This window comes from Acinetobacter sp. C26M (assembly GCF_023702675.1).
In the GTDB taxonomy this organism is placed as follows: Bacteria; Pseudomonadota; Gammaproteobacteria; order Pseudomonadales; family Moraxellaceae; genus Acinetobacter.
Map to the genome: position 1 here is coordinate 2575711 of NZ_CP098478.1, position 25223 is coordinate 2600933.

Annotated in this window: 17 protein-coding genes and 1 tRNA gene; 4 read left to right on the forward strand and 14 right to left on the reverse strand. The window is 38.1% G+C overall.

What is annotated here, in order from left to right:
* Nucleotides 1–228: 228 nt before the first annotated feature.
* The 10 genes from NDN11_RS11840 to efp form a co-directional block, all read right to left on the reverse strand.
* Entirely contained in the window at nt 229–2010 is a 1782-nt protein-coding gene (locus tag NDN11_RS11840; protein WP_251109754.1) for a hypothetical protein, read from the reverse strand.
* A 57-nt stretch (nt 2011–2067) separates the two neighbouring features.
* Nucleotides 2068–3807, reverse strand: a complete 1740-nt coding sequence (locus NDN11_RS11845) for a putative phage tail protein (RefSeq protein WP_251109755.1) — start codon at nt 3805–3807, stop codon at nt 2068–2070.
* A gap of 160 nt (nt 3808–3967) precedes the next feature.
* Entirely contained in the window at nt 3968–5623 is a 1656-nt protein-coding gene (locus NDN11_RS11850; RefSeq protein WP_251109756.1) for a hypothetical protein, read from the reverse strand.
* Between the two features lie 196 nt (nt 5624–5819).
* Nucleotides 5820–5896 (reverse strand) — tRNA-Val (locus NDN11_RS11855).
* A 35-nt stretch (nt 5897–5931) separates the two neighbouring features.
* Nucleotides 5932–7917 carry a transglutaminase TgpA family protein gene (locus NDN11_RS11860; protein ID WP_251109757.1) on the reverse strand — a complete coding sequence of 662 codons (1986 nt, stop codon included), beginning with the start codon at nt 7915–7917 and terminating at the stop codon, nt 5932–5934.
* Between the two features lie 2 nt (nt 7918–7919).
* Nucleotides 7920–8837: a DUF58 domain-containing protein gene (locus NDN11_RS11865; protein ID WP_251109758.1), complete on the reverse strand. Its 918-nt coding sequence runs from the start codon at nt 8835–8837 to the stop codon at nt 7920–7922.
* Between the two features lie 13 nt (nt 8838–8850).
* Complete coding sequence (locus NDN11_RS11870; RefSeq protein WP_251109759.1) at nt 8851–9810, reverse strand: AAA family ATPase; 960 nt, start codon at nt 9808–9810, stop codon at nt 8851–8853.
* 78 nt (nt 9811–9888) lie between these two features.
* Entirely contained in the window at nt 9889–10191 is a 303-nt protein-coding gene (locus tag NDN11_RS11875; protein WP_004770453.1) for a YbdD/YjiX family protein, read from the reverse strand.
* Nucleotides 10192–10193: 2 nt separating this feature from the next.
* Nucleotides 10194–12296 (reverse strand): carbon starvation CstA family protein, encoded by a 2103-nt coding sequence (locus tag NDN11_RS11880; protein ID WP_167249215.1) that lies wholly within the window; start codon nt 12294–12296, stop codon nt 10194–10196.
* Between the two features lie 358 nt (nt 12297–12654).
* The gene (gene efp, locus NDN11_RS11885) at nt 12655–13224 is read right to left on the reverse strand and encodes an elongation factor P (RefSeq protein ID WP_004808248.1); all 570 of its coding nucleotides are present in this window, start codon (nt 13222–13224) and stop codon (nt 12655–12657) included.
* Between the two features lie 89 nt (nt 13225–13313).
* Here efp and epmB point away from each other — a divergent pair, with 89 nt between their 5' ends.
* Genes epmB through NDN11_RS11900 form a run of 3 tightly spaced genes read left to right on the forward strand, consistent with a single transcriptional unit; the run spans nt 13314 to nt 18173 of the window.
* Entirely contained in the window at nt 13314–14330 is a 1017-nt protein-coding gene (gene epmB / locus NDN11_RS11890; protein ID WP_167249213.1) for an EF-P beta-lysylation protein EpmB, read from the forward strand.
* 13 nt (nt 14331–14343) lie between these two features.
* Nucleotides 14344–16098, forward strand: a complete 1755-nt coding sequence (locus NDN11_RS11895; RefSeq protein ID WP_167249211.1) for a cyclic-di-GMP receptor FimW-related protein — start codon at nt 14344–14346, stop codon at nt 16096–16098.
* On the forward strand, nt 16080–18173 hold the full coding sequence (locus NDN11_RS11900) for an EAL domain-containing protein (RefSeq protein ID WP_251109760.1): 2094 nt from the start codon (nt 16080–16082) through the stop codon (nt 18171–18173). Before NDN11_RS11895 ends, NDN11_RS11900 begins: the two co-directional genes overlap by 19 nt.
* Before the next feature lie 89 nt (nt 18174–18262).
* Here the strand turns inward: NDN11_RS11900 and rpmE are convergent, their stop codons facing one another.
* From rpmE to NDN11_RS11920, 4 genes are all read right to left on the reverse strand, one after another.
* Nucleotides 18263–18487, reverse strand: coding sequence for a 50S ribosomal protein L31 (gene rpmE / locus NDN11_RS11905; RefSeq protein WP_004808257.1), 225 nt, complete (start codon nt 18485–18487; stop codon nt 18263–18265).
* Between the two features lie 199 nt (nt 18488–18686).
* Nucleotides 18687–19655 carry a bile acid:sodium symporter family protein gene (locus tag NDN11_RS11910; protein WP_251109761.1) on the reverse strand — a complete coding sequence of 323 codons (969 nt, stop codon included), beginning with the start codon at nt 19653–19655 and terminating at the stop codon, nt 18687–18689.
* 136 nt (nt 19656–19791) lie between these two features.
* Nucleotides 19792–20193, reverse strand: coding sequence for a lactoylglutathione lyase (gloA, locus tag NDN11_RS11915; RefSeq protein ID WP_167249205.1), 402 nt, complete (start codon nt 20191–20193; stop codon nt 19792–19794).
* Nucleotides 20194–20195: 2 nt separating this feature from the next.
* Entirely contained in the window at nt 20196–22370 is a 2175-nt protein-coding gene (locus tag NDN11_RS11920; RefSeq protein WP_251109762.1) for an AmpG family muropeptide MFS transporter, read from the reverse strand.
* 186 nt (nt 22371–22556) lie between these two features.
* Here NDN11_RS11920 and NDN11_RS11925 point away from each other — a divergent pair, with 186 nt between their 5' ends.
* Nucleotides 22557–25187: a Lon protease family protein gene (locus NDN11_RS11925; protein ID WP_251109763.1), complete on the forward strand. Its 2631-nt coding sequence runs from the start codon at nt 22557–22559 to the stop codon at nt 25185–25187.
* Nucleotides 25188–25223: the final 36 nt, after the last annotated feature.

Genomic DNA, 25223 nt, shown 5'->3' on the forward strand with positions numbered 1-25223 from the left:
TTTTCTACAACCTTGAACATTTTTAAAAACGATCTAAACCGTTTCGTTCGTTGTTAGCTGTGTGTTCAGGTTGTCATATCTTTGTTCATTTAGGCAAGATTTCTCTTAAATCCCAAATAGTATATGACTTCCTTATTGATTAAATTAGCACCAATAGTCGATTAAGTCAATATATAAATGCGATGAAAGCAACATATCTTCTTTCAATAAGAAGCTTTAAGAACTCATTCAAAAAGTTATAAACGTACCATAAGATGAAAAAATACGTCGAAGGCCATTTGATTTATATTCACAGGTAATCGAAGCCATATTACTATTAGATTTATGAAGTTTTCCACATTGAACATATAGCCCGTCTCCAATTTGGTTACTATTTAAGTTAGCATCCAACGAAAAAGACATAATTCGTCCATTTGTTTTCCCTCCTAAATCATAAATACGAGATTGAATAGATCCCCCATCATCTGGATTCACTTTTGGCTTAAAAATAATGTTGTTAATTAATTCATCTGTATTATACCAACCACGATATTCAAGATTAGAATACCCACCGATATTCACATCATTTTCAAAAACAAATCCTCTATTCTTATACTCAACCAAACAATCCTTAGGGATCGGCAAATCAATATATTTTAGAACCTTTTTGGATAAATCCACTGAATCACCAAGCTGAACAGAATCATAACTCTGATGTAATTCAATTGATTTTATATTTAAACCGCCACTGAAAGCTGCATTTACCGTTGTCGTATTTTTAAAACCAAAAACTAAAGGATTCATTGAGTCCTTTATACACAAACTATCTATCGACAAATGCACCTTAGCTAAAGCAGAGTAAAATGAAATAGGAGCCACTATCCCCCATGCTCCACCAATACCACTCATCATCACTTTCTCAAAGCTTACCCCCCCACTTGACTTATAATCTTTTTCTGCCTCTTCACCTTGATAACTTAGAAACCAAATAGGAAATGAGCAATAACCTGGTGCTTCAGCTAAAAAAGTTGTAGTACCCGTGAAAGAAACATCTACTTCTCTACTCCCATAAATAAATGAAATAACACCATAATTACTCGAGTTTTTTATAGTAGCGTTATGAATTTTTACATCTTTTAGATGCATCAATTTTCCACCGTTATAAGAAGCATCCTCTTCGGGTTCAATATCGATACCAGCAATAGGTGCTATGCGATCAACCTTATCAACAAGCAAGTTATTTATTTTTAATCCATTAGCCCCACATAAGCTAACACCATTTCTACTTGAGTTATAAACTTGTGCATTATCTATTACAATATTTGTTGGTACAGCTACATCAATATGATAGGAATTCGCCCAATGTGCATAACCAATATACAGGCCATCACCCCAGGAATCTCTACAAATTAAATTCCGGATATATCCATTTCTTGATGGATGAATTGCAAGCATCATATGTTGTTCACCAGTATTTGATAAATGTTCGGATTTATCACCTATTAATTCTGGTTCAAAAATCAAATAATTTTCCACATCAAAAATGCAAAGAATTCTTGACCAATCTTGATTATTTGGGACAAGCTTTAACTTCCCAACACCCTTCTTAAATATTAAGCACGAATTACTTAAAACTCTAATAGCATAATGTAATGAATCATTGGTCTTAGGATTTAATGACGGATAAGAAGTCTTCGTTTTTCTGGTTGTAGATTCTACATAATATGCCCCATCAATAATAAAGGGTCTATTTTTGGAGGTAGCATATTGATAACCTAATTCAATATTTAAAGTTTGAGGCTTACTTTTATTATCAATAGAATCTTTTTCACAAAACCAAGAAGCGTAGTATGCCTCTTGAATTTGCATTTCCCATTTATCAATAACCGTCACACCATTGCTACTAGTTTTTAAACCCTGATTATAGGTATAAAACTTACCTAAACTTTCAATATATACAGTTTGTCCATCTGTAGGAGATTGCACAGCGGTCAATTGTGAAACATTATCTAATTTTATGATATAATTCATAATTATACTCATTGAAAAAATTAATTTTGAAATTTATTTATATTTACGAAACAGGCATTACCAATCTGTATTAATCACTACTCCTCTGATAAATCCTCTATAATGCTGCCAGTTATTAGAATTAATTAGTTCAAAAACAACCTTGCCCCAAGATTTTTCAGAGTTTATATTTGCGTTAACAACTTGATTACCATTAATATTGGTATCATATCTGATAACACTGGAATATCCACCATCACTACAAGACCGAATATATAGATAACCATTGATTATTGATGTTGGACTAAATACTTCAATATAAACTCTTAAATTTTTTTCAAAACCAATATCTGTAACTAATCTTCCTGCCCCCCCTTTGAAACCAATGCCGCTAACGTAATTACCAGTACTAATTAGCATACTGGTTCTATCTGTATCAATGGAACCGTTTTTCAAGACAATTGGATAGGCACCACTACCAATAAATGAGTCATTAGAATCTAAATCTTTTTTAATAATTTTATTAATAATTTCTTCAATACCCCAATCAGATTGAGCAGTCGAAATTCCACCAAATTTATAGGTTTCTGTCTTCAATTCCAATTTTGCTTGTTTAGATAAATCAATGGCTAACTGTTGAAATTTAGGATTATCACGTACCGCTGTTGTTATCTGTATATCAGCTTCGCCATCCCAGACAAAAGCAGCATAATTGCCCTGAGCAACTTTTCCAAAGACTTTACTCGCTGCTACAATCTGATCAGTATCAGCAGCAAAAAAATTAGCATTATCAGTGAATCCAAACATAGATACACATGGGATAACCTTTACACCTACCTGTGATTTAATCGTCCCATAATCTAACCTAAATTTACTTAGATCATTCTTAACCCGTTGTTGCATATCTCCTTGTGAATATCGCATGCTATATGAGTTAATCAAAACCAAATCATAATTCTTAGAATATTTTTGCTCAAAAGGACTATTCATCCAATCTACAGTAAATAGTGTTTTTCTTGTTAAACCTCTCATTTCAGCAATTTTTTCATCTTGTTGAAGAACAGTCCTTTCTCTAGATACTGGTTCATCTATAACACTATATGCCCATAATGCAGGGTAATGATCAACCGATGCCACCCAAGTTGCTAAATTTGCAATGGCATTTGGATCTTGCTCAATGCCTAAAGAAACTTTTAAACCAGCACTCATTGCATTATTTAAAACATCAAATACATTGCCATCTCTATCCCATCCCATGACTGACATTCCAACATAATGATGTATCATATTAAAACCGAGTTCCTTTATTGCTAAAAACTCTGATAAATCCCAAGCAGATGAAACATATAACATCCTAATATTATTAGAAGTATCCAAACCATCAATATTTGTTTTAACCACTTTACTCCATGTTCCACTTCTACTAGTTGCCTTGGTAGAATCAATTTTCCAACCCCCAATTAATTTTTGTCCTTTCGTCCTTAGACTTTTTTTCACCTTATAAGAATCAGAAGATTTTCCATAGATATCAAGACCTGTACTAAACACTAAATTTAAGATATCAGCATTATCAAATGAGCTATCATTTGGTTTGGCACCAGCCATATCTGGTGTTACTTTATCAAAATTTTGGCGTGTCCATCCATTAAAAACAAAAACACCATCATTAACTCCAGATTTATTAGAATCATAAATAAAAAAACCACCACCTCTATTTAATCCTTCATGATAGGATTCCATATAAACCAACTGTCCATTTACAGGCAACTTAATGGACTTTAATTGTGATAAACTTAAAACGCTTTTTACTTCATTCATATTTATACCTTTTTTTAAAAATATTAGTCAAAACCACTAAAAGATTAAAAACTATATTAACTATCAGAATTAAAACTCCGACTTTTCATTTAATTTTTATAAAAACCAACTTCAATTAACTTAATTTCTACTACTCACCTACCTAAAAAGCATAACGACATCAGATTTCTACATAAAGCTTAGTAAAATCAAAGAAATATGGAATATTCCCTCCTTCAACTATAACAATATCCTTCATTGTAAAAGTAACATCTGAATTCCGCTTGCCAGAAAAAGTTAAAACAAATGACATATTCTTCTTATCCAGTATTGATATAAATGTCATAACATTATTTTTCCCGATTTCATAATCTAGTACAGGCTTTCCTTGACCACATAAGTGCATGCTCATTTTCAACCCATTATTTTCACTTATAAATTTATAACTAAATAAAGCTGAAACTCTATCCCCTTTAAACCCAACTGTTGTTTTAAATGGTACAGTAAGATAATAAATACTTGACCCAGAAGGTATTGTTACATTTAAATCATTCTCATATGGAACAAAAGCACAGCCAACCACAGGATTATTAACAAGTTGGATTCCATTGTTTTCAAAAATATAAGATCGTTTTACCAACACACTAGGAAATCTAGTTATTTTCCTACCTTCAACCAAATTAAATTGCCCACTATCTTGTATTTTTGCATTCGATCCTGAATTACCAAATATAAAATTTGATGATGTTGTAGAATCTTCAACATTCAGACCATAATCTACATTTACATTTTTAAAATAATTTCTATTTGCACCAAGTCTAAACTCAACCCATTTATTGTTTATTGTTGGTTGATATTCTATAAAAATAATACCATCAAAAACATTATCTACTGAACCATTCCCTAGTGTGACACCATTGCCTTGAAGACCTGTCATATAAAAATTTGAAAATTTATTTCTTATAAATGCACCATCAAATACATACAATGTACTTTGAGAAAAATTAAGACTAGGCGCTCCAGAACCCAAAGTCCATGACTCACCAGTAAAAAAGGAAAACTCATTGCCATAAATAGTTCCATTATTAGGATTCACAAAAATATGAGTTTCATCTGTAGTTTTTGTAAAAATACGATCAAATTTTAGACCAAATATACTACGATTAGGGCTAGCAATTAATGCAATAGGAAAACCATCTTTATCATTTACATCTCCGCTCGTTAATTGACAATTTGTAATTGTCCCATCAGTAATATTCCCCCTACTAATATTAGAATTAGTTATAAATTTGATACCGGCTGAGCGAACAGACCAAATATGATCAATTTCTATATTTTCTACATCCCCTGAATTTGGGTGTGTTGGATTGACCAATATAGCGGCATTAAGACAAGCTGTTGCTTGAATTTTTTTAAAAATTGAATTCCGACATCCTCCAACATGTATACCATTCATTTTTTTATGATAAATACCGTTTAAATAAAAATTTTCAATATAATATTCATCCTGCCCTTCATGATCTGTAGATAATAAATCCACCCCATTAAATTCGTCTAAAGCAATAAGATAAGGCTGTGATAAACCAATAAATCTAATTTTTGCTGGGACATTAATTGTTTTGCCAATAAAGTAAAATGCAAATGGAGCTAAAACATCCTTTCTATTCTCATAAGCATAATTTAAAGCTTCTTGAATATAATTAGAAACATCGCCAACAAGTATCTTTGAACGATTATAATCACTGATGTTTACATAATATTCTTCAGGTATAAAATCAAAAAGTGATATAAAACCATTTTTATTTACAAAAAAATCATTAGCTTTATTTAAACTCATAAAAAACCTATTACATTTATAATTTTTTTAAATTATCATATTTTTTTTGTGAAATAAAAATTCAACTTATACTGATTCTATATATTTTATATTCTTTTAATTCTTACACCGAACTACATTTTTGCTTGAATGGATATTAAAAAATAAAAACCCACCTATTAAGGTGGGTTGTAAATCGCTGATAAAGCGTAATTTTTGGTAGGTATATCCAGACTCGAACTGGAGACCTCTACGATGTCAACGTAGCGCTCTAACCAACTGAGCTATACACCTAGAATGAGAAGCATCATATTCATTTTTTATCAGCTTCACAAGTTTTTTTGAGATTGTTTCAGTGCAATTGCGCAGTCTTTAAGCAAGCGCTTAAAATCTTGAGTATTTGCGCTATCCTGCTGCTCTAAAAAAACAATTTGTTGATATAACACAATCGCTTGCTCAAATACCCGTTTGTCTTCAACTTGAGCTGCCAAACGCCGCATCCACACTTGAAAAGTTTCTGCTGCTTGCTTATGTAAAGCCTTTGGCAACTGCATTTGCAACTTATTAATTGCTCTTTGAGTATTGGTCTGCTGTCTTGTTTGCTTCCACCAATAGATACCCGCATAAACCAGCAAAATAGCGATTACACCAATAATCAAAACAATCGCATATGCATAACTTGAATCCAGCCCTAAGCGAGACAGCCAGTTTTTCTGCTTTTCTGCATCGTAACCAACGACTTTACTTTGCCATTGATAACTTAAATAATCACTCCAAATCCGCATATTTTTTAGAAACTTAAATTGTTGCAAACGCCAAGCTTTACTTTCATCCCCCCATACAGTTTGATCTTGTGCCAAATAATCCTGCATGCCCGTATCAATTCGTTGCGGTGCAATCATGGCTGTCGGATCAATTCTTTTCCATTTTCCATCTAGATAGACCTCACTCCAAGCGTGCGCATCAAGTTGTCGAACCTCCCAACTTTGCCCATCAGGCGCCAGTTGACCGCCTTGATAGCCAGTCACTACACGTGCTGGAATTCCAACATAACGCATTAGCATGACAAAACTAGACGCATAATGCTCGCAAAAGCCCTTGCGGCTGGAAAACAAGAACTGATCAATACGATCGCCACCTAAAGTCCCTGGTGTTAAGGTATAAACAAAACCATTTTTTCGGTACCATGACAGCACAGATTGTAGATATAGTTCAGGTTGCTTCTGACTTTTTTCAAACAGCCCATGCGCCAATTGCTGCGCTTTAAGATCCCGCCCCTCATCAAAATTAAGATTTAACTCAAGCTGTCGCTGCGACAAGGAAACCCTTTCAGCCGACATCCTTCCGAGCCAACGCATTTGTATCGGTACATTACGCTTAACTAATTTAGTTGGACGAATACTATTGTCTTGATACAACTGCAAATAGCGTTCTTGAGGAATCGAATATTCCAAGCCCATGATCCAACTGGCTTGCTCGTCAGCTGCCAAATATTGATAAAACACGCTCCGTGGTGTGGACTGTTCACTTTTGATTTGCTGATTAAAAAAACTGCTGGTCCATGTGGTTCCATCATATTGATCTAAAACCAAGGCTCGCCAATATAGTTCTGACCGATTTGGAAATTGCGACATATTTGCCACTACTCGAAAGGCCAAAGCCGAGGACTGCGATAATTGTGCAATATCCCCAGGTGACATACGATCACTAATCCCGGTAGTGGCCTGATTACTCTGAATTGGAACTGCCCACAATGGCGGTAAGCGCGGAAAGAAAATAAATAAGATCAGAAAGAAAGGAATTGCAATGCCTACAAATTTAAAAATTTGCTTCACATCTTGTTTAAATTGATTGGATGATAATTTCGTCTGACTAAATAATCCTGTCTGTATGCGATAAAGACCGACTAAACACATTACAAAGGCTGTAAATACAATTAGTGCCATCCAAAAAGCTTGGCTATGTAACAATAGGCTGGCACTGACAAATAGAGCAAAATTAAAGACAATCAATAAATCACGGGTGTTTTTGGCTTCTAAACATTTGGCAAATAAACAGGTACTTAAAAAGGCGACGCCCGCTTCTACCCCTAGGATGGTTTGATAATTGATATAAACAATACCCAAGGACAATAGAATAAAAATCACCAAAAACCATTTTGGAAAAGGCAGCCAGCTCTGTTTACGATATCTCCGAACCAATAACAACCAAACCACCGCCCATAATCCCGTTAAAGCAGCAGGTGCAAAAGCGATTTGCCCAAGTAATACGAAAGCCAAGACAGCTAAAACACAGAAATAGATTTGTTTAGTCATCATTATGCCTGCGCTAATAAAAGTTTTGCTCTAATTAACTGAGATTTTCCCTGCCCGCTTTCCAAGCGTGTATGCGGCAAAATAAGTGCGTAATCATCACCTAACTGTTCACATTGCTCGACCAACCCCATCATAAAACTTAATTTATCTTCATGGCTTTGAGCTGGGATCTGCTGATAGTCAATTTCCAAATGCTGGTGATTGGCCTGAGCTTCAAATATTTTGATCAGAAATCCCTGTCCACGTGCGACCTGTTTCCATGCCACATTTTGATAAGAATCACCGTATTGAAAGCCACGCAACTCTTTAAATTCATCTAAGCTATCTTGGGCTGAAGTCGGCTTATTTTTGTGCTCTTTCTGCCAGTCATAGCCCTTTGGGGCAACCCAGACTTTATGTTTTGGATATAAATAAGTCCATGCGCGGACTAATCCTAATGGATAAGTAGAATAAATTTTAACGGCACCAAATTCATAGAGTCCGCGTTTATCTGGCATAACGGCAAGCTCAACACTGTGTTGTGTCTGATCGGTATAAATCAATTGCTCTTGCGTTTGCCACTGAACTCTTAGATAACGTGCTGCCCCTACGGGTTGTTTCAACACTAATTTTAAGAAAAGTGTCTGATCAACCTGCCCAACCTCAGGCATCACAACATCAATTTGTAAATCATGTAATTGCTTAAAAGTCAGATAAAAACTAATACACAGAATGGCGCTGATTAAAAAACAAAATCCTAAAATCAGGTTATTGGCATAGTTAATGCCGGCAATAAAGGTAATTAGAATCAGGACCAGATATAGAAAACCTTGTTTATAGATAAAAACCAAAACATCCTTTTGTCGTAGGGTTTTACTACGATCCACTTGGAAACGTTTTGCGATCCATTGATTGACCTGTTGTTTAAGTCCTGTTTGCATAGTCTATACTCACCTACAATGCATCAACAGACTGCAACAGTTGTTTTACCTCCATCTCCCCCAAACTTAAACGATGTGCAACCACAGCAACAAATACCGTCTGTACATCATCCGTGGTCACGAAGCTACGCCCTTCAACCAACGCATAAGCTTGTGCTGCAGCTTTCAGTGCCAATACTCCACGTGTAGACAGGCCATGGCGTTGTTTACGTGTTTCCGCAGCTAAGTCTAAAATATAATTAAGTACGGTGTCACTCAGGAAGATCTGTTTGGCCAATTCACGTAAATGTAAAATATCGGCTTGGTTAAATACGGCATCTAATTGATGAATCAGGACTTGGCGTGAGCTTTGTTGTAACAGTAATTTTTCTGCTTGACGAGAGGGATAACCCAATGACAATCGCATCAAAAAACGGTCTAGTTGAGACTCTGGCAATGCATAAGTTCCACTTTGAAAGAGTGGGTTTTGCGTAGCGAGTACCCAAAAAGGTTGTGGCAATTCATAATGCACGCCATCTACAGTGACAGCCCCTTCTTCCATCGCTTCCAACAAAGCACTTTGAGTTTTGGGGCTACAGCGGTTAATTTCATCTGCGAGGAGGATTTGAGTAAAAACAGGGCCTTGCTTAAACTCAAATACATGTTCTTTCTGGTTAAAAATATTGATGCCAATCACATCACTGGCCAACATATCATTGGTGAATTGAATTCGCTGAAAATGTAATCCAGCCAAACGAGCCAAAGCACTGGCTAAAGTTGTTTTGCCGAGTCCTGGTAAATCTTCAAATAATACATGACCGCCTGCCAGTAAACAGGTCAGAGCCAGTTTGGTTTGTTGTGGCTTATCCAAAATAAGCTGATTAACTTCAATTAAAAAGTGCTCAACCTTTTGACCGAAGCTTTTAATATCTTGTTCTAATGCTTGGTTTTGTCGTTTTTTGTCTTGAATTGAAGCCTGATCCGCGCCCCACATAATTTTATCCCCAAAATAAAACAGTGCATGTTTCAACATACACTGTTTTGGTTTTTTTTCAACGAAATCAATTGATTTCTAGCAAGGGCATTTTTTCATATTGCCACCCGCAGAAGGATAACGTGCATCGATACAATGTCGATAAAAAGTCTTTGCATCCATCGGGGTTAGATCAGGATGATGCGCTTTCATATGCTGCACATAAGTTTCATAATCTGGCACACCGACCATCAACCGAAAACTCTGCTGCAAACGCTGCCATAACACAGCAATACGCGACCAATTTTTCGGTGATAAAAGCAAATGTTTTTGCGACATGATAGTGAATTTAATAATCTTCACAATCACCGCACTGCCTTGTCGAGCAATTTTAAAATCCATTGCTACTCTCCTTTGATGCTATTCGCAGTCATCGGGGTTTCTGAATAAACTGCTGGTGCCTCGTTCACTGTTGGTGTTGGACTCGCCAATGCTCTGCGTACAATACCAATCGAAGCAATGATCATCACAATCGCAACAATCATAAAGAAGCCACACAGTGCAGCATTGATCTGATTCGACATCACAATGGTTTGCATTTCAGCAATGGTCTTGGCTGGTGCAAGCACCTCACCACGCGCAATTGCATCCGAGAAACGATTCGCTTGTGCAAGGAAGCCAATTTTTGGATTTTCATGAAAAATCTTTTGCCAGCCTGCTGTCATTGAAGTAATGAACAAGAAAATCGTCGGGACAATGGTGACCCAAACATACTTCTCTTTCTTCATCTTGAATAGAATGACTGTACCCAAGATCAAAGCCATAGATGCCAAGATTTGGTTACCAATACCAAATAACGGCCACAAGGAGTTAATCCCACCTAATGGGTCAACCACACCTTGATAGACGAAGAATCCCCAACCTGCCACCGCGACAAAGGTCCCAACCAAGTTCCCAAAGAATGAACTTGATTGTTTAATCGCTGGAACCACGATACCCACTGTATCTTGCACCATGAAACGGCAAGCGCGTGTACCCGCATCTACTGCAGTTAAAATAAATAATGCTTCAAACAGAATCGCAAAGTGATACCAAAATGCCATCATTGAGCGGTTGTTAAAAATCTCTGAAATGATATGTGCCATACCAATTGCAAATGTAGGCGCACCACCTGTACGAGACAGGATTGAACTCTCACCGACTTCCTGAGCCAATAAGGTCAACATTTCTGGACTCACCACGAAACCGAGATTACGCACGGCTTCCGCAGCAGTCTCTACCGAGGTCCCTAAAACTGCTGCTGGCGCATTAATTGCGAAGTAAATGCCTGGATCGAGTACTGTTGCACAGATCATTGCCATGATACCGACGAATGATTCCATCAACATACCGCCATAACCGATCATACGAATATTGACTTCGTTATCGACCAATTTCGGTGTCGTACCTGATGCAACCAAGGCATGGAAGCCTGAAATCGCACCACAGGCAATGGTGATAAATAAGAAAGGAAATAAACTACCCGCAAATACTGGGCCCGTACCATCAACAAAATGGGTTATTGCAGGCATTTTCAAATCAGGCATCGCAAAGATAATACCGATAGCCAAACCTGCAATCACACCAATTTTAAGGAAAGTTGATAAGTAGTCACGCGGTGCTAATAACAACCAAACAGGTAAAACTGAGGCGATAAAACCATAAATAATTAAGGCCCATGTCAATTGAGTACCACTGAGGGTAAATAGCTGCCCCCAATATGGATCTTTTGCAACGTCCCCACCATATACAATTGCCGCCATCATCAGCACAAAGCCAATAATCGATACTTCAGCAATTTTCCCTGGACGTAGATAACGCATATACACGCCCATGAATAAGGCGATTGGAATTGTTGCAGCAATACTGAACACACCCCATGGACTATGCGCTAATGCTTTGACGACGACCAATGCGAGTACTGCAAGGATAATGATCATCACACCCAACGTACCGAGCATGACAATCACACCGGCAAAAGTACCGAGTTCTTGTTTGGCCATTTCGCCTAGAGAGCGACCATCACGACGTGTGGAGATAAATAAAACCAGAAAATCTTGTACAGCACCTGCAATCACCACACCGACTAAAAGCCAGATAGTTCCAGGTAAGTAGCCCATTTGCGCTGCGAGAATTGGACCAACTAACGGCCCTGCACCAGCAATCGCGGCAAAGTGATGACCGAATAGAACAAATTTATTGGTAGGAACATAATCCAGACCATCTGCGAGACGATGAGCTGGGGTTAACCGTTTAGGATTTAATTCAAAAACTTTGTTTGCAATAAATAAACTATAGAACCGATATGCAATGCTATATACACAGACCGCGGCAAGAACTAACCAGACCGCATTAACATGCTCACCACGACTAACCGCCAATATCCCAAATGAAATTGCCCCAACAATGGCAACCAAACTCCATAGGAGTTTCGAGGGAAGTGTTGACTTTGCTTGTGTTGTCTCCATTCAAAACCTCTCAAATACATAAAGCGTGGTTAGGGTCTGTTGACATCTCACTTTACGAGCTATAGCTCTCATTGCGACAGAGAACATTTTTAGAGGACACAAAGCAGTCTTATGCAATTTAGCTATTCTAAATAATGAGTAGCGATTACAGCTACGCAAGATAATGCAGTGGCAACAAAAAATGTCAGCAAACCCTATTAGATTTCCCTTTCCATATTTTCTGTAGAAGAAATATCTTTGTAAGTTTACCTTCTAGCTTCAATTATTTATCTAATACTTTGGCATATAAAAAGGGATGATTGTTTAATCATCCCTTCGATAATTGTATATCTTGAGTAGCTTAGCCACTCATTTACAATTATGCACGCTCTAGGTAGTCACCTGTACGCGTGTCTACACGAACACTTTCTTCTTGCTGTACGAATAATGGAACACGTACCACAGCACCTGTTTCAAGCTTCGCTGGTTTACCGCCACCACCAGAAGTATCACCACGTACGCCTGGATCAGTTTCAATAATTTTCAACACAACGAAGTTTGGTGGGTTTACGTTCAAAGGTACGCCATTGAATAACATGATCGTACATTTTTCATTAGAATCGTCTTTTAACCATTTCGCAGCATCGCCCATTGCTGTTTTGTCAGCAGCGATTTGCTCGAAAGATACAGGATCCATGAAGTTCCACATTTCGCCATCGTTGTAGAGGTAATCCATTTCAACTTCTACAATATCAGCTGCTTCTAAAGAGTCACCTGATTTAAATGTTTTTTCTAATACTTTACCAGAGCGAAGGTTACGTAGTTTCACACGGTTAAACGCTTGACCTTTACCTGGTTTTACATATTCATTTTCCATGATTGAACATGGGTTGCCATCAAGCATAACCTTAAGGCCTGCTTTAAAATCATTTGTAGAATAATAGGCCATGAAAGGCGCACTCCAAACTTAAAACTCAAATCTATTAATGCTAGACTACACGCACAGGTGTGACACTAACACTATTTTTAACGTATGGCATGATAAACTATTTACATCAAGAGCAAAACTGGCAATCGCAACTCAGTGACCTAATTACTGATCCCTTAGAGCTGTTAAATCTGCTTGAGTTATCTACCGATCAGCTATTATCAGGGGCAATCCTCGCTTCTGAACAGTTTAAATTGCGCGTTCCACGTGCATTCGTCGGAAAAATGAACATTGGTGATCCGTTAGATCCGCTATTGCTCCAAGTCCTACCACATCACCTAGAATTGGAAGAACATCCTGAATTTGTCACTGACCCCTTAGGTGAAGAAGCCGCTAATCAAATGGCAGGTGTATTACATAAATATCAATCACGGTTTTTATTGACCTTAACGGGTGCATGCGCGATTCACTGTCGCTATTGTTTCCGTCGTCATTTTCCGTATCAAGAGAATCTCCCGAAGAATGACGACTGGATCAATATAAAACAGTATATTGAGCAAAACCCACAAATCAATGAAGTGATTTTAAGTGGCGGTGATCCACTCACTTTAAATAATCGAAAAATTTCTTTATGGCTAGAACGTCTAGCATCTCTCCCTCAGATTAAGATATTGAGAATTCATTCACGTGTTCCGATTGTAATCCCCAACCGGATTGACGATGAGCTGATTTCTATATTAAAAAACAGTAGGCTACGCATTGTAGTAGTGGTACACTCAAACCACGCAGCTGAACTCGATGATTTCACCTGCTCGAAGTTGCTACAGTTATCGCTCCACCATATAACCGTCCTCAATCAGGCAGTTTTACTCAAAGGTGTGAACGATTCTGCAGAAACTTTAAATGAATTGAGTAGCCGTTTATTTGAAGCAAGAGTAATGCCCTATTACCTTCATGTTTTAGATAAAGTCAAAGGTGCTCAGCATTTTGATATAAGATCTTCAGAGATAGATCAAATATACAGTGATGTATTAGCGAGTTTGCCAGGATACCTCGTCCCAAAACTCGTTAGGGAAATTGCGGGCGAAAAAAATAAAACACCGCTTTTTGGGATTCAAACGTTCTGAGATTGATAACACAATGATGAATAATGCTTTTTCGGATATTTTCCAAATTCCAACGGTCTTAACAAGAGACAAACTGAGTTTTTGTGATACCAATTCAAAAAGTTTGAATGAATGGATCTCAAACCTATCAATTATGCAGTTGGGTGATACTTCTAAAGCATTGTTTGCTGCCCTATTAGAATTGAGTGAATTAGAGTGCTCTGAAACTTTAAGATTTGATTTAGTTCAAGTATTACATCCGACGATTGAAAACGTTTTAGGTAGTTTAGAGAAAAACTTTTTCAATCAAGGTGTGATTAGCTCAGATCGGAATGAACATATTATTGAACTCGCAATGTTATTACGTTGTTACTTTGCGGCAATCTATATCAATATCGTACGCCGTAGTAATGACCAACTTGATCAACAGAAGTTTTCAATTTTCGCACTTAATCAAAAAAAGAATCTGCAAACTGCCAGAACCTTAGCGACATTCCAGTCATTACAACAACTGACTCAATTACTGTATCAACAACACATGCTGTATAGCGAACCCGTTGCTGGACAATGGTTAATTGCTCATCAACTCTATGATGCAGCAGTCATGCATAAATATCAGCATAACAACTTGGATCAGACTCAAGGCAAACCAAGTTCTATCAGCAATATTACCCAAGCTTACGCACAATTGATTTTGATGGATATTTTTAATACCAATCAAATCCGTCAATCTGAAATTCAAGCTTTATTCCAGTGTAGTTTTGATTGGGCCAAAATGGTTCAAATTTTATCGAAAGAAACTGATTTAACTAAGTACGTAGTCGATACCACTAAAGATCATCCACCGATTTATAATAAGAAACAAAGCTCTGGCTTTAACCCAAATATTTTTATCAGTACACATAGCCTACTTGATCATGTTACGGCAACGTTGCATAAAAATGCTGAATACATTTCTAAGAACGAAAAAATATATTTAACGCCAGCACTGAAATTTCATGTGCAGACCATTTTAGGGACAACTGCTGAACGTCGTCATGAGCGTTATGAATACTCAGCTCAGTTGCATATTTGCTTTGGTTTACTGACTGCCCATTTTTATCTATCAAAAGCTAAGAATTTCGCAGAGACTTTATTGCTCGACCATAGTTATGGTCTGCAAAACGAATCAAAGTTTATGTCTGCCTGGGACAAAAAGAGTGCTTCCGACAACCAAGAATCGGCAATTCAGCGGTTAAGCCGTGAAAGCAAAGCAGTTTATCAAGCTGATATTTTAGATATCAGTGTGAACGGCTATCGTATTAAGTGGTCTGGAGAAGCACCCAAAAACTTGAGAACTGGCGAATATATTTTAGTCAAAGAAACATCACATGGGCATTGGCGTGGAGGTGTAATTCGTTGGCTCAAACAATCGAGCGAGAAAAGTCTGGAGCTCGGCTTAGAAGTATTAGCACAAGAGATTTTCCCTTGTGCTGTTCGCATACAGGCTGACCGACATGTAAGCAACTATCATCCAACACTTTTATTAAAAAACCAAAATTTGGATGAAACAAAAACAACGTTAATTTTACCAGGTTCACAAATTTTTAGAGAACACCAAGCTGTTCATTTAAGATTGGGGAAAGAGGAAGTCAAAGTGTATTTATTAAACGCACAATTAATTACCCAGAGTTTTGTTCAATTTGAATTTGAACTGCTAAATGATGAGGAACATCCTGTTCTTCAAAAATATATGGCACAAAAAAATATGGACACAATTGATCAAGATTTATGGGAAGCATTGAAGTGAGAAATTCTTTACTGTCTAAGAAACTCAAACGGACAGAAACCCGTTTACTAATTATTGACGACAATCAACTTCGTTATAATCAAATTGCCGCGATCTTTAAGGCACAAGATCATCAAATTCACGCCACTTTATTAGATGACCTTAAAACATTTGAAAAGCAGCTGAATCTGCCATGGGATATCGTCGTTTTTGGTCGCGCTTATGATCTAAAAATAGAACAAACTCTTTCTTTAATTCAGGCTTCATCACAACCAAGCTTGCCTGTATTATTCTTAGAACCTGATGACTATAACAAAGATCAATATCAGACCTATATTCATAAAGGCATTTATGATGTATTGAATCTTAAAGTTCCTGAAACATTCTATATCAGCATGATCCGAGCACTATCTTATAGTCGTTTGGTACAAGCTGAACATCGCCTTTTGAATGAATTAGAAGCAGCGCAGTCTCAAGCACAGTCACTCGTTGCAGAAACCCATAAAGCGGTTGCTATTTTACAAGAAGGTATTCATCTGAGTGTGAATACTGAATATGCCAATCTCTTTGGTTTTAGTAGTGAAGATGAGTTAGTTGGTTTACCCATTCTTGATGTTTTGCAACCTGAAGACTTAAGTCAGTTTAAACTGCGTTTTAAAAAGATTTCTCAAGGTCAATTCGAACAAGGACGGTTTGAGCTTCGTACGCAAAATCCAACCGTGAAGAATAACCCATTACATATTGAGTTTTTACCTTCAGGTAATGAAGATGAAATCCAACTGAATATTGAATGTGGAACATCAACACCGGCAACCATAACAACAGCAACAGCGATTACTACAACCGAAAAAGCTTCAAGCCTAAACAGCACCGTACAACAGATTAATCGACAACTCACCAATCATCCAGCCAATGCCAATGCGGTTGTGCTGTTTAGTTTAAGTAGTTGCCCAAATGAAGTTTTCCAAACTGATTGGCAGACTACAAAAGCGTATTTTGCCAACATTCAGAACTTCATCAAAGAACAAGTGAATGTGCCTGTCTATTCAATTGACAGCACCCTATATGTCGCTTTATTCCAAGCTGAGTCAAACAGTGTTTTAAATTCACTATTGATCGGTTTAAACAGCTTACAGAAACCACAACTTTTAACAACAGCTCAGCACACCTTCCCTTTGCATCTTAAATTGGGTTATTGCGAACTTGCAAAAGCCATTCCAGACGAAGCGGTTTTTGAGCAAGTTTTGAGTAAAGCATTCACTGCAGCTTTACCAGTATTCAACAGCCCAAAAATTGATACCGATATTGGTTTAACAACTGAACATATTCCAACAAAAGTTCAGTTAAGCCTACTGCAAGAGCTTAAACAAAAACTGGATACTGGTGATATTCATCTTAAATATCAGCAACTCTATGATAAACAGGATCAACATACACATACTTATGAGGTTTCTGGTGGATTCATCCACAACAATCAATGGCAAGATTTAAGTGATTTTGCTGATCTTAAAGATGATGTCGAGCTCTCTGTTCAACTTGATCGCTGGATTTTGGTAGAAGCCTGCAAGCAATTACATAACTTCATCACGCAATATCCAAAAGCCAAACTGATTGTTAATTTGAACCATCACGTCTTATTGAACGATAAAAAACTACCAGAACTGGTTGCTAAATTACTCACCATTATTGGTAGCAAACAAGCACACCCATTAATATTGCAATTCTCTGAACAAGCACTACAACAAAATCTGTCGCAAGCACAACCACAGATTGCCTTACTCCGCCAACATGGTGCAGAAGTTTCAATTCGTGGTTTCGGTGATTCACTCTATAGTGACTCTATGTTGCAACAGATTGATGCTCAATATTTGAGTCTTCACGGCAAATTAACCAAAATGCTTGCCTCTGAAAAAGATATGGCAAACTTACAAGAAAAAATCCTGCATTTTATTGGTCAAAAGCCTGTAGAAATCTTCTTGATGGAACTAAATGACATGAACTTGTTTGCAAATGCATGGAATGTTGAAGCCCGCTTCTTACAAGGTAACTATTTCCAGAAAAAACTCGATCGTTTAACCGATGTACAGGACCAATAAGGTCTTGTACATCGCAGCCTACATACCTCTTAGATAAAAGTGTAGGCACAAAAAAACGGGCATATAGCCCGTTTTTTTCTTTCTTGATATTAACGTTTAACAGAACGTGACATACCAGAGAAACGTTGTTTAAATTTGTCGATACGGCCGCCTGTATCCACATTCTTTTGTTTACCAGTATAGAATGGGTGGCAAGCTGAACATACGTCAAGGTAAATAGTTTCTTTACCAAGAGCAGAACGAGTTTCGATTACGTTACCACATGAACAAGTAGCAACTAAGTTTTCGTATTTAGGGTGAATATCGGCGCGCATGGTCGATGCTCCTATTTAGTAAGAAAGGCTTAAGCTGTTATCGCAATTGATCACTCTCAATTTGAGGAAAGCAAAGTGTTTTCACACTTGCAGATCAACACCACAACAGACCATTTCTTTTGACTCACCGAGACTCCAACGGTCAGAGCAAAGCCAACAAGTGCGGAAGATTATACGCCAAAAAATTAAATTTTGCGAACTATTCCTGATTTGATTTTGACCAACGATTCGCAATCATGCCGCAGACCATTAACTGAATTTGATGAAAAATCATAATCGGCAGTACGATCATGCCCAAAGGCTGTCCAATAAAGAGAATTTGTGCCATCGGTACCCCGCTCGCAAGAGTTTTCTTTGAGCTACAAAAGAAAATCGTCACTTGATCAGCATGATTAAAACCCAACCACTTAGGGATATACAAAGCAAGCAACATCACAATGGTCAATAAAACTGAACATGCAAGCACTAAATACAGCAAAGTTAATCCACTGACCTGATGCCATAAACCTGCCACCACAGCACCACTAAATGCACCATAGACCACCATTAAGATCGATCCCTGATCGAAAGCTTTAACGATACTTGGTACTTTGACCATATAAGGGAAAACATAAGGACGTAATAATTGTCCTAAAATAAAAGGTACCAGTAGTAACAAGGTGATTTGAATAATCGATGTGGTCGGATCAAAACCATGTTGACTTTGTCCTAAAATAAAATAGCTCACCAAAATCGGAGTAATAAACATCCCGATAATATTGGAGAAAGATGCGCTACACACAGCAGCAGCAACATTGCCCTTTGCCATCGAAGTAAATGCAATTGAAGATTGCACTGTCGATGGCAAGAAGCACATAAACAGAAAACCCCAATACAACTGCTGTCCGAGTAATGGTTCCAATACAGGTTTAGCCAGCAATCCAATCGCAGGGAAAATCACAAAAGTAAAAGCAAATACCAGAGCATGCATTTTCCAATGCAGCATGCCTTCAACGACAGCTTCACGTGATAACTTAGCCCCATGCAAAAAGAACAGTACTGCAATTGCGACCGTGGTTAGAATATTAAAATAATGTGCAATCTGACCTGAGACTGGTAAAAAAGTCGCCAGTAACACCATTGCAATTAATAATATTGTAAAGCGGTCCACTGCCAGTTGCTTCAACATAACTTATCCCTATCTACTCACTTAAATTATAAAGCCCAATATGATGTTGTTGATCATTTGATCGCATCATCATACTGGGCTCTATAAATAAAGCTAGGGCTTTAGCTTAGAAATCTTGGACTAACTAGACCAAAGATTAGTTATTACGTGCGTGTTGATCTTGTTGAATCAACTCAACTTTATAACCATCTGGATCTTCAACAAAAGCAATTACCGTTACACCACCCTTCATTGGACCAGCTTCACGTACTACTTTTCCACCACGTGCTTTGATTTCTTCACATGCTTTATAGGCATCGTCAACACCAATTGCGATATGACCATAGGCATTACCTAAATCATAGCTAGCTGTATCCCAGTTATGGGTAAGCTCAAGCACGGTGTTGTTTTCTTCATCACCGTAGCCAACAAAAGCCAAAGTAAAACGCCCTTCTTCATAATCACGTTGGCGTAGCAATTTCATACCAAGTACCTCAGTGTAGAACTTCAAAGATTGTTCTAAATTACCTACTCGTAGCATCGTATGTAACATGCGCATAGTTATTCACCTGTCTGTTGAGTTGTTTGGTTTTCATGATCGCGTAACAGTTTCGCGACCCATACCACTAAAACTAAAATTGGGATACCAATTAAAGTCGTCATTAAAAAGAAATTTGGATAACCGATATTGCTGACAATTGTTCCTGAATAACCACCCAATAATTTTGGCGTTAAAGTCATCAATGAACTGAAAATCGCATATTGAACTGCGGTAAATGATACGCTGGTTAAACTTGATAAGAAGGCAATAAATGCCGCACCAGCTAAACCAGAAGCCAAATTGTCTACAATAATGGCCAAATATAACCATAACGAACTATAACTTTTAATCACTTTACCAGACAATTCAACTGTACCTTGTTGAGCTGGGTCAACCACAGCAATCGGTTGAATATCCACATTTAAATCTGTCTCAGCATGAGATGCAGTATCGACACGATATTGTCGGGTTGCCAACAATTCACTGCCCGTATTGCTGTTTAAATTGGCCAAAGCCGTAATGGTCTTGGTCGGTGATGCCTGCAAAATTTTGCCATCTATCACACCCGTGAATAAGCCATTTTGATCAACTTTCGCCACAAACTCCTGTCCGTCTAAGGTTAAAACAACTGGGCGTTCTGCATTCAACTCTTCAGCTTTTACCCCCGCTAATTGACCTTTGATTACCAGACTTTGTTTTAGCTCTTTCGGTGTGAGTTGATCATTACCACTCATTGGTAGCAATTGAATCTGAGCTTGCTGAATGCCTACCAAATAAGGAACTTCTAATTGAACCCTAGTGTCAGCTTGGTTTTGATACTGGGTACTCACCTGAATTGTGTGTGCTTTGGCTAAGGCTTCATTTGGGACTTGTAACTTCCAATATCCCACCTCATCAGTTTGAACCTGATAATGCTGAGCACCCACTTGGACTTCAACTTGATCCAATGGTTTGCCAGACTTCACCAACCCAATAAAGATCAAATTGGTTGAGCTTGCTAATACTGCACCCACGAACATAAGTTTCATAATGTTCATGCGTTGTGCCAATAGACCACCTAAGAAGCCACCAATCAAACTGAATAAAACACCATAAATTTTGACTGCTTCAGCAATCTGCTCTTTACTAAAATTTAGATCTTGATAAAACACATTTGAAATTACCCCTGCAATAATGTCAGAGATACGGAAGAAGCCAATTAACAGCAATAAAACGAGAGCCAGTTTCACCCCATAGCGTTTAAAGAAATCTAGAATCGGTGCGACCCATGTTTCTTTCGCCATTTGCTGATTCACCACACCTATTTTAACCAGCGCAAAACCGATCAATAAGGCAGATGCAGTTGCAGTTAAAAAGCGCAGCGCTTCTAAACCAAATAATGCAGCTGTGTCTTTAATTGCTGCTGCCTTGGCAATGGCTTCTGTCACATTACCCGAATAGATATAGCTCACCACAAAAGTTGCGACCGCGATAAAGAATACAAATACCAAACGGTAGTAATCCGTGGTTTTATAATGTTTATAAACGCGATTCACTTGCGGTTCACGAACACATAAAGTGGTAATAATACCCACCACCATCACTGCGGCCATGCTTAAATAAGTATATTTCCAAGCTTCATAAATGTAGTTGCCTTTAGCTGTGCCTAAATAGGCCGCTAAGAATAATGCACCCGCACCTGCAACAATCATCCCGATGCGGTAGCCCGCATTGTATGTTGAAGCCAATACTGTTTGCATTTCAGTTTCAGCCAACTCAATACGATAGGCATCGATCACAATATCTTGTGTTGCAGCTGAGAAGCCCAGTAAAACTGCACCAAAGGCCATTTGGATTAAATAGCTTTGTCCAAGCGCTGGATCTGAAAAAGCCATGATACAAATTGCACAGATAATTAAACATTGTGCAATCAGCAACCAAGCACGGCGACGACCTAAGCTTTTGGTTAAAAAAGGCACAGGTAATTCATCAATTAACGGTGCCCAAACGAATTTAAAGGAATAACCTAACGCGGCCCAACTAAAAAAAGTGACCGCACTTTTATCAATACCAGCCTCGCCTAGCCATAACGATAAGCTAGAAAAAATCAATAAAATTGGAATCCCCGCAGAGAAACCAAGAAATAACATAATCAGAGCACGGCGATCTAAAAATGCTTTAAATGCCGAAGCCCAACCAGAGGCTTGAGTTGTCATTGGTTATTATTTTCCATGAACATGCGTGAATGTGCTTATTCAATCGTTTCTTGCCCTTGCTTGCAAGTTGCTTTATGCAATCATTCTTTTGTTTTGTCGATAAAAAACACAAGTTCGCTTGATCTTTAGGGCTAAAACTGTATACCTTTAATTACTCAACTTTAGTTTATTTGTTGGATAGCAACAGTGACCCAAAAACTCGATCAAATGACTGCAACAACTTTATCATTAACACCAACAAACACTATCACCGCAAATATAAACTCTTTACCAAGCGCATTTGAACAGACGGACATACAAGCAACACTGATTAAAACCGCACTACGTGCAGACCAACTCACTCATATTCCAGACTTAGCTGAAATACCAAGTTCGACCAAACGCATCAAACCGCTCAATAATTTTTTAGGGCAAGACCGTGCACGTGCCTCTGTTGAAGCAGGTATTTCACTCCCTTACTCAGGCTATAATATTTTTGCTGTTGGTACGGCTGGGCTGGGTAAACGTACAATGATCAAGCGTTTGCTACAGCAACACGCCAAAACCATGCCAACGCCTCACGATTGGGTCTATGTTAATAATTTCAAAAATCCAAGACAGCCAATCGCGCTGCACTTTCCTGCGGGCCAAGGCACCAAATTCCAAAACGCATTGCAACAAGCATGGCAAATCATTTTAAAACAGTTAGAACGCCGTTTTAGTGCAGAAAGCTATCACAACCGTATCGAACGTATTCGCCAAGATACAGGAGATGTACAGCAGCAAGCTTTGGTTGAACTTACCAAAGAAGGTGAAGAACTTGATTTAAAATTAGTTTCTCGCAATGACAAACATGTCTTTATAGCAATGCAATTGCGCAATGATGAATATCATGAATTAACACAAAATGAACTCAATGCACTCCCAACCAAAGAGCGTACAGAAATTAATTCCAATATTCGCTATATGGAGAAAAAGCTAGAGCGCCTAGGTTTACACTTAGGTGATTTAGAAGATGATGCACGCGACCAAGTTTCGAACCTCAATCGAGATATTGCCACTCAAGTCGTTATGCCACGCATTGAGTCAATCCTAAATAAGAATAAAGAGGTAAAAGGCTTAGATTTGTTCCTAAAACATTATGCCGAAGACATTATTGATAATGTTGAGTTGATTTTAGAGCAAGAAGAAGATGACTTTACCCCTGCCTTATTTAACCGTGTTCCTTCACGCTATCAGGCCAATGTAATTGTTGCCAATAAACCTAATAGCGGTGCGCCAGTTATTTTTGAGGACTTTCCAACTCACTATAACTTATTGGGTCACGTTGAGCAGTTAACGCATAATGGTACGATTACCACCGATTTCACCTTGATTCGCCCAGGGTCATTACATCAAGCCAATGGTGGCTTTCTCATGCTTGAGGCTGAACAGTTACTTGAGCAGCCATATGCATGGCAAGGTTTAAAACGTGCCTTAAAATCAGGACAACTTAAGCTCTCATCTCTAGAACACATGCTAACCTTAACAGGAAGTATTTCTATTGAGCCTGCTTCTGTTCCGCTTGATATTAAAGTCATTTTATTGGCTGAACCTGAAATTTATTATGAAATTTTAGAGCTTGAGCCAGAGTTAGGCAGTGTCTTTAAAATCCGTGCAGACTTTACCGACACATTACAACGTAATGACAGTAATGAACAAGCGTATATGCAGTTGATTGCAGATTATGTGCAAGCAGATAAACTTCTTCCATTTGATCGCTCTGCGCTCGCGGCTTTACTTACTGATTCAAGTCGCCAAGCGGAAGATCAAAGTTCGCTATCATTACATGCCTCGACATTAGGTGATTTAATTCGCGAGGCGCATCATCATGCATTTAAAGCGGATGATAAGATCGTCACAGACCAACATGTCAATCAAGCCTTACATCATCGTCAATATCGCTTAGGCTATTTACGTGAACTATATTGGCAGGATCTGTCTCGTGGAACACAGCTTATTGAGACATCAGGACACCGTCTTGGTCAAATCAATGCCCTATCCGTGATTCACTATGCAGATGTCGAATTTGGATTACCATCTCGCCTTACTGCTTCAGTCTATCAAGGTGGTGGAGATATCCTTGATATTGAGCGTAGCGTAGAACTTGGTGGTTCTCTGCACGCTAAAGGCGTATTGCTCATGTCGAGTTTCTTGAAAGCACATTTTGGTCGTGAGCAAATTCTACACTTCTCTGCTGCTTTAGCGTTTGAACAAAGTTATGGTCAAGTCGATGGTGATAGTGCCACGGTAGCAGAACTTTCAGCGCTTATCTCAGCGATTTGTCAAATCCCAATTGACCAATCTTGGGCAATTACAGGATCGATGAACCAGTTAGGTCAAGTACAGCCGATTGGTGGTGTCAATGCAAAAATTGAAGGCTTCTATGACGCTTGTAAACTACAGGGCTTAACTGGCAAACAAGGTGTCATCATCCCACGTCAAAATATGCAGCACTTGATGTTACGTCAGGATGTAAGCGATGCTGTACAAGCAGGACAATTCCATGTTCATGCGATTGATACCATTGATCAAGCCTTAGAAATTTTAATGGCGCGTCCAGTCGGAACACTCGACAAAAAAGGTCGCTATAGCAAAAACTCAATCTATGCTGCGGTGATGGAGCAACTTGAATATTGGCAAGCAATTGAAGACGGTGAAGCAGTTGAAGATGATGAGCCAAAGAAAAAGAAAAAACGTAAAAAGACCAAAAAGGATGAAGTTACATCGAAAACCGCTGAAGAAACAGCGGTTGAAGCGAAGAGCTTAAAGCCACTTGGCAAAAAGAAGCGAAAATAGAGCAACGAAAAAAGCCATGTTCTTCGGAACATGGCT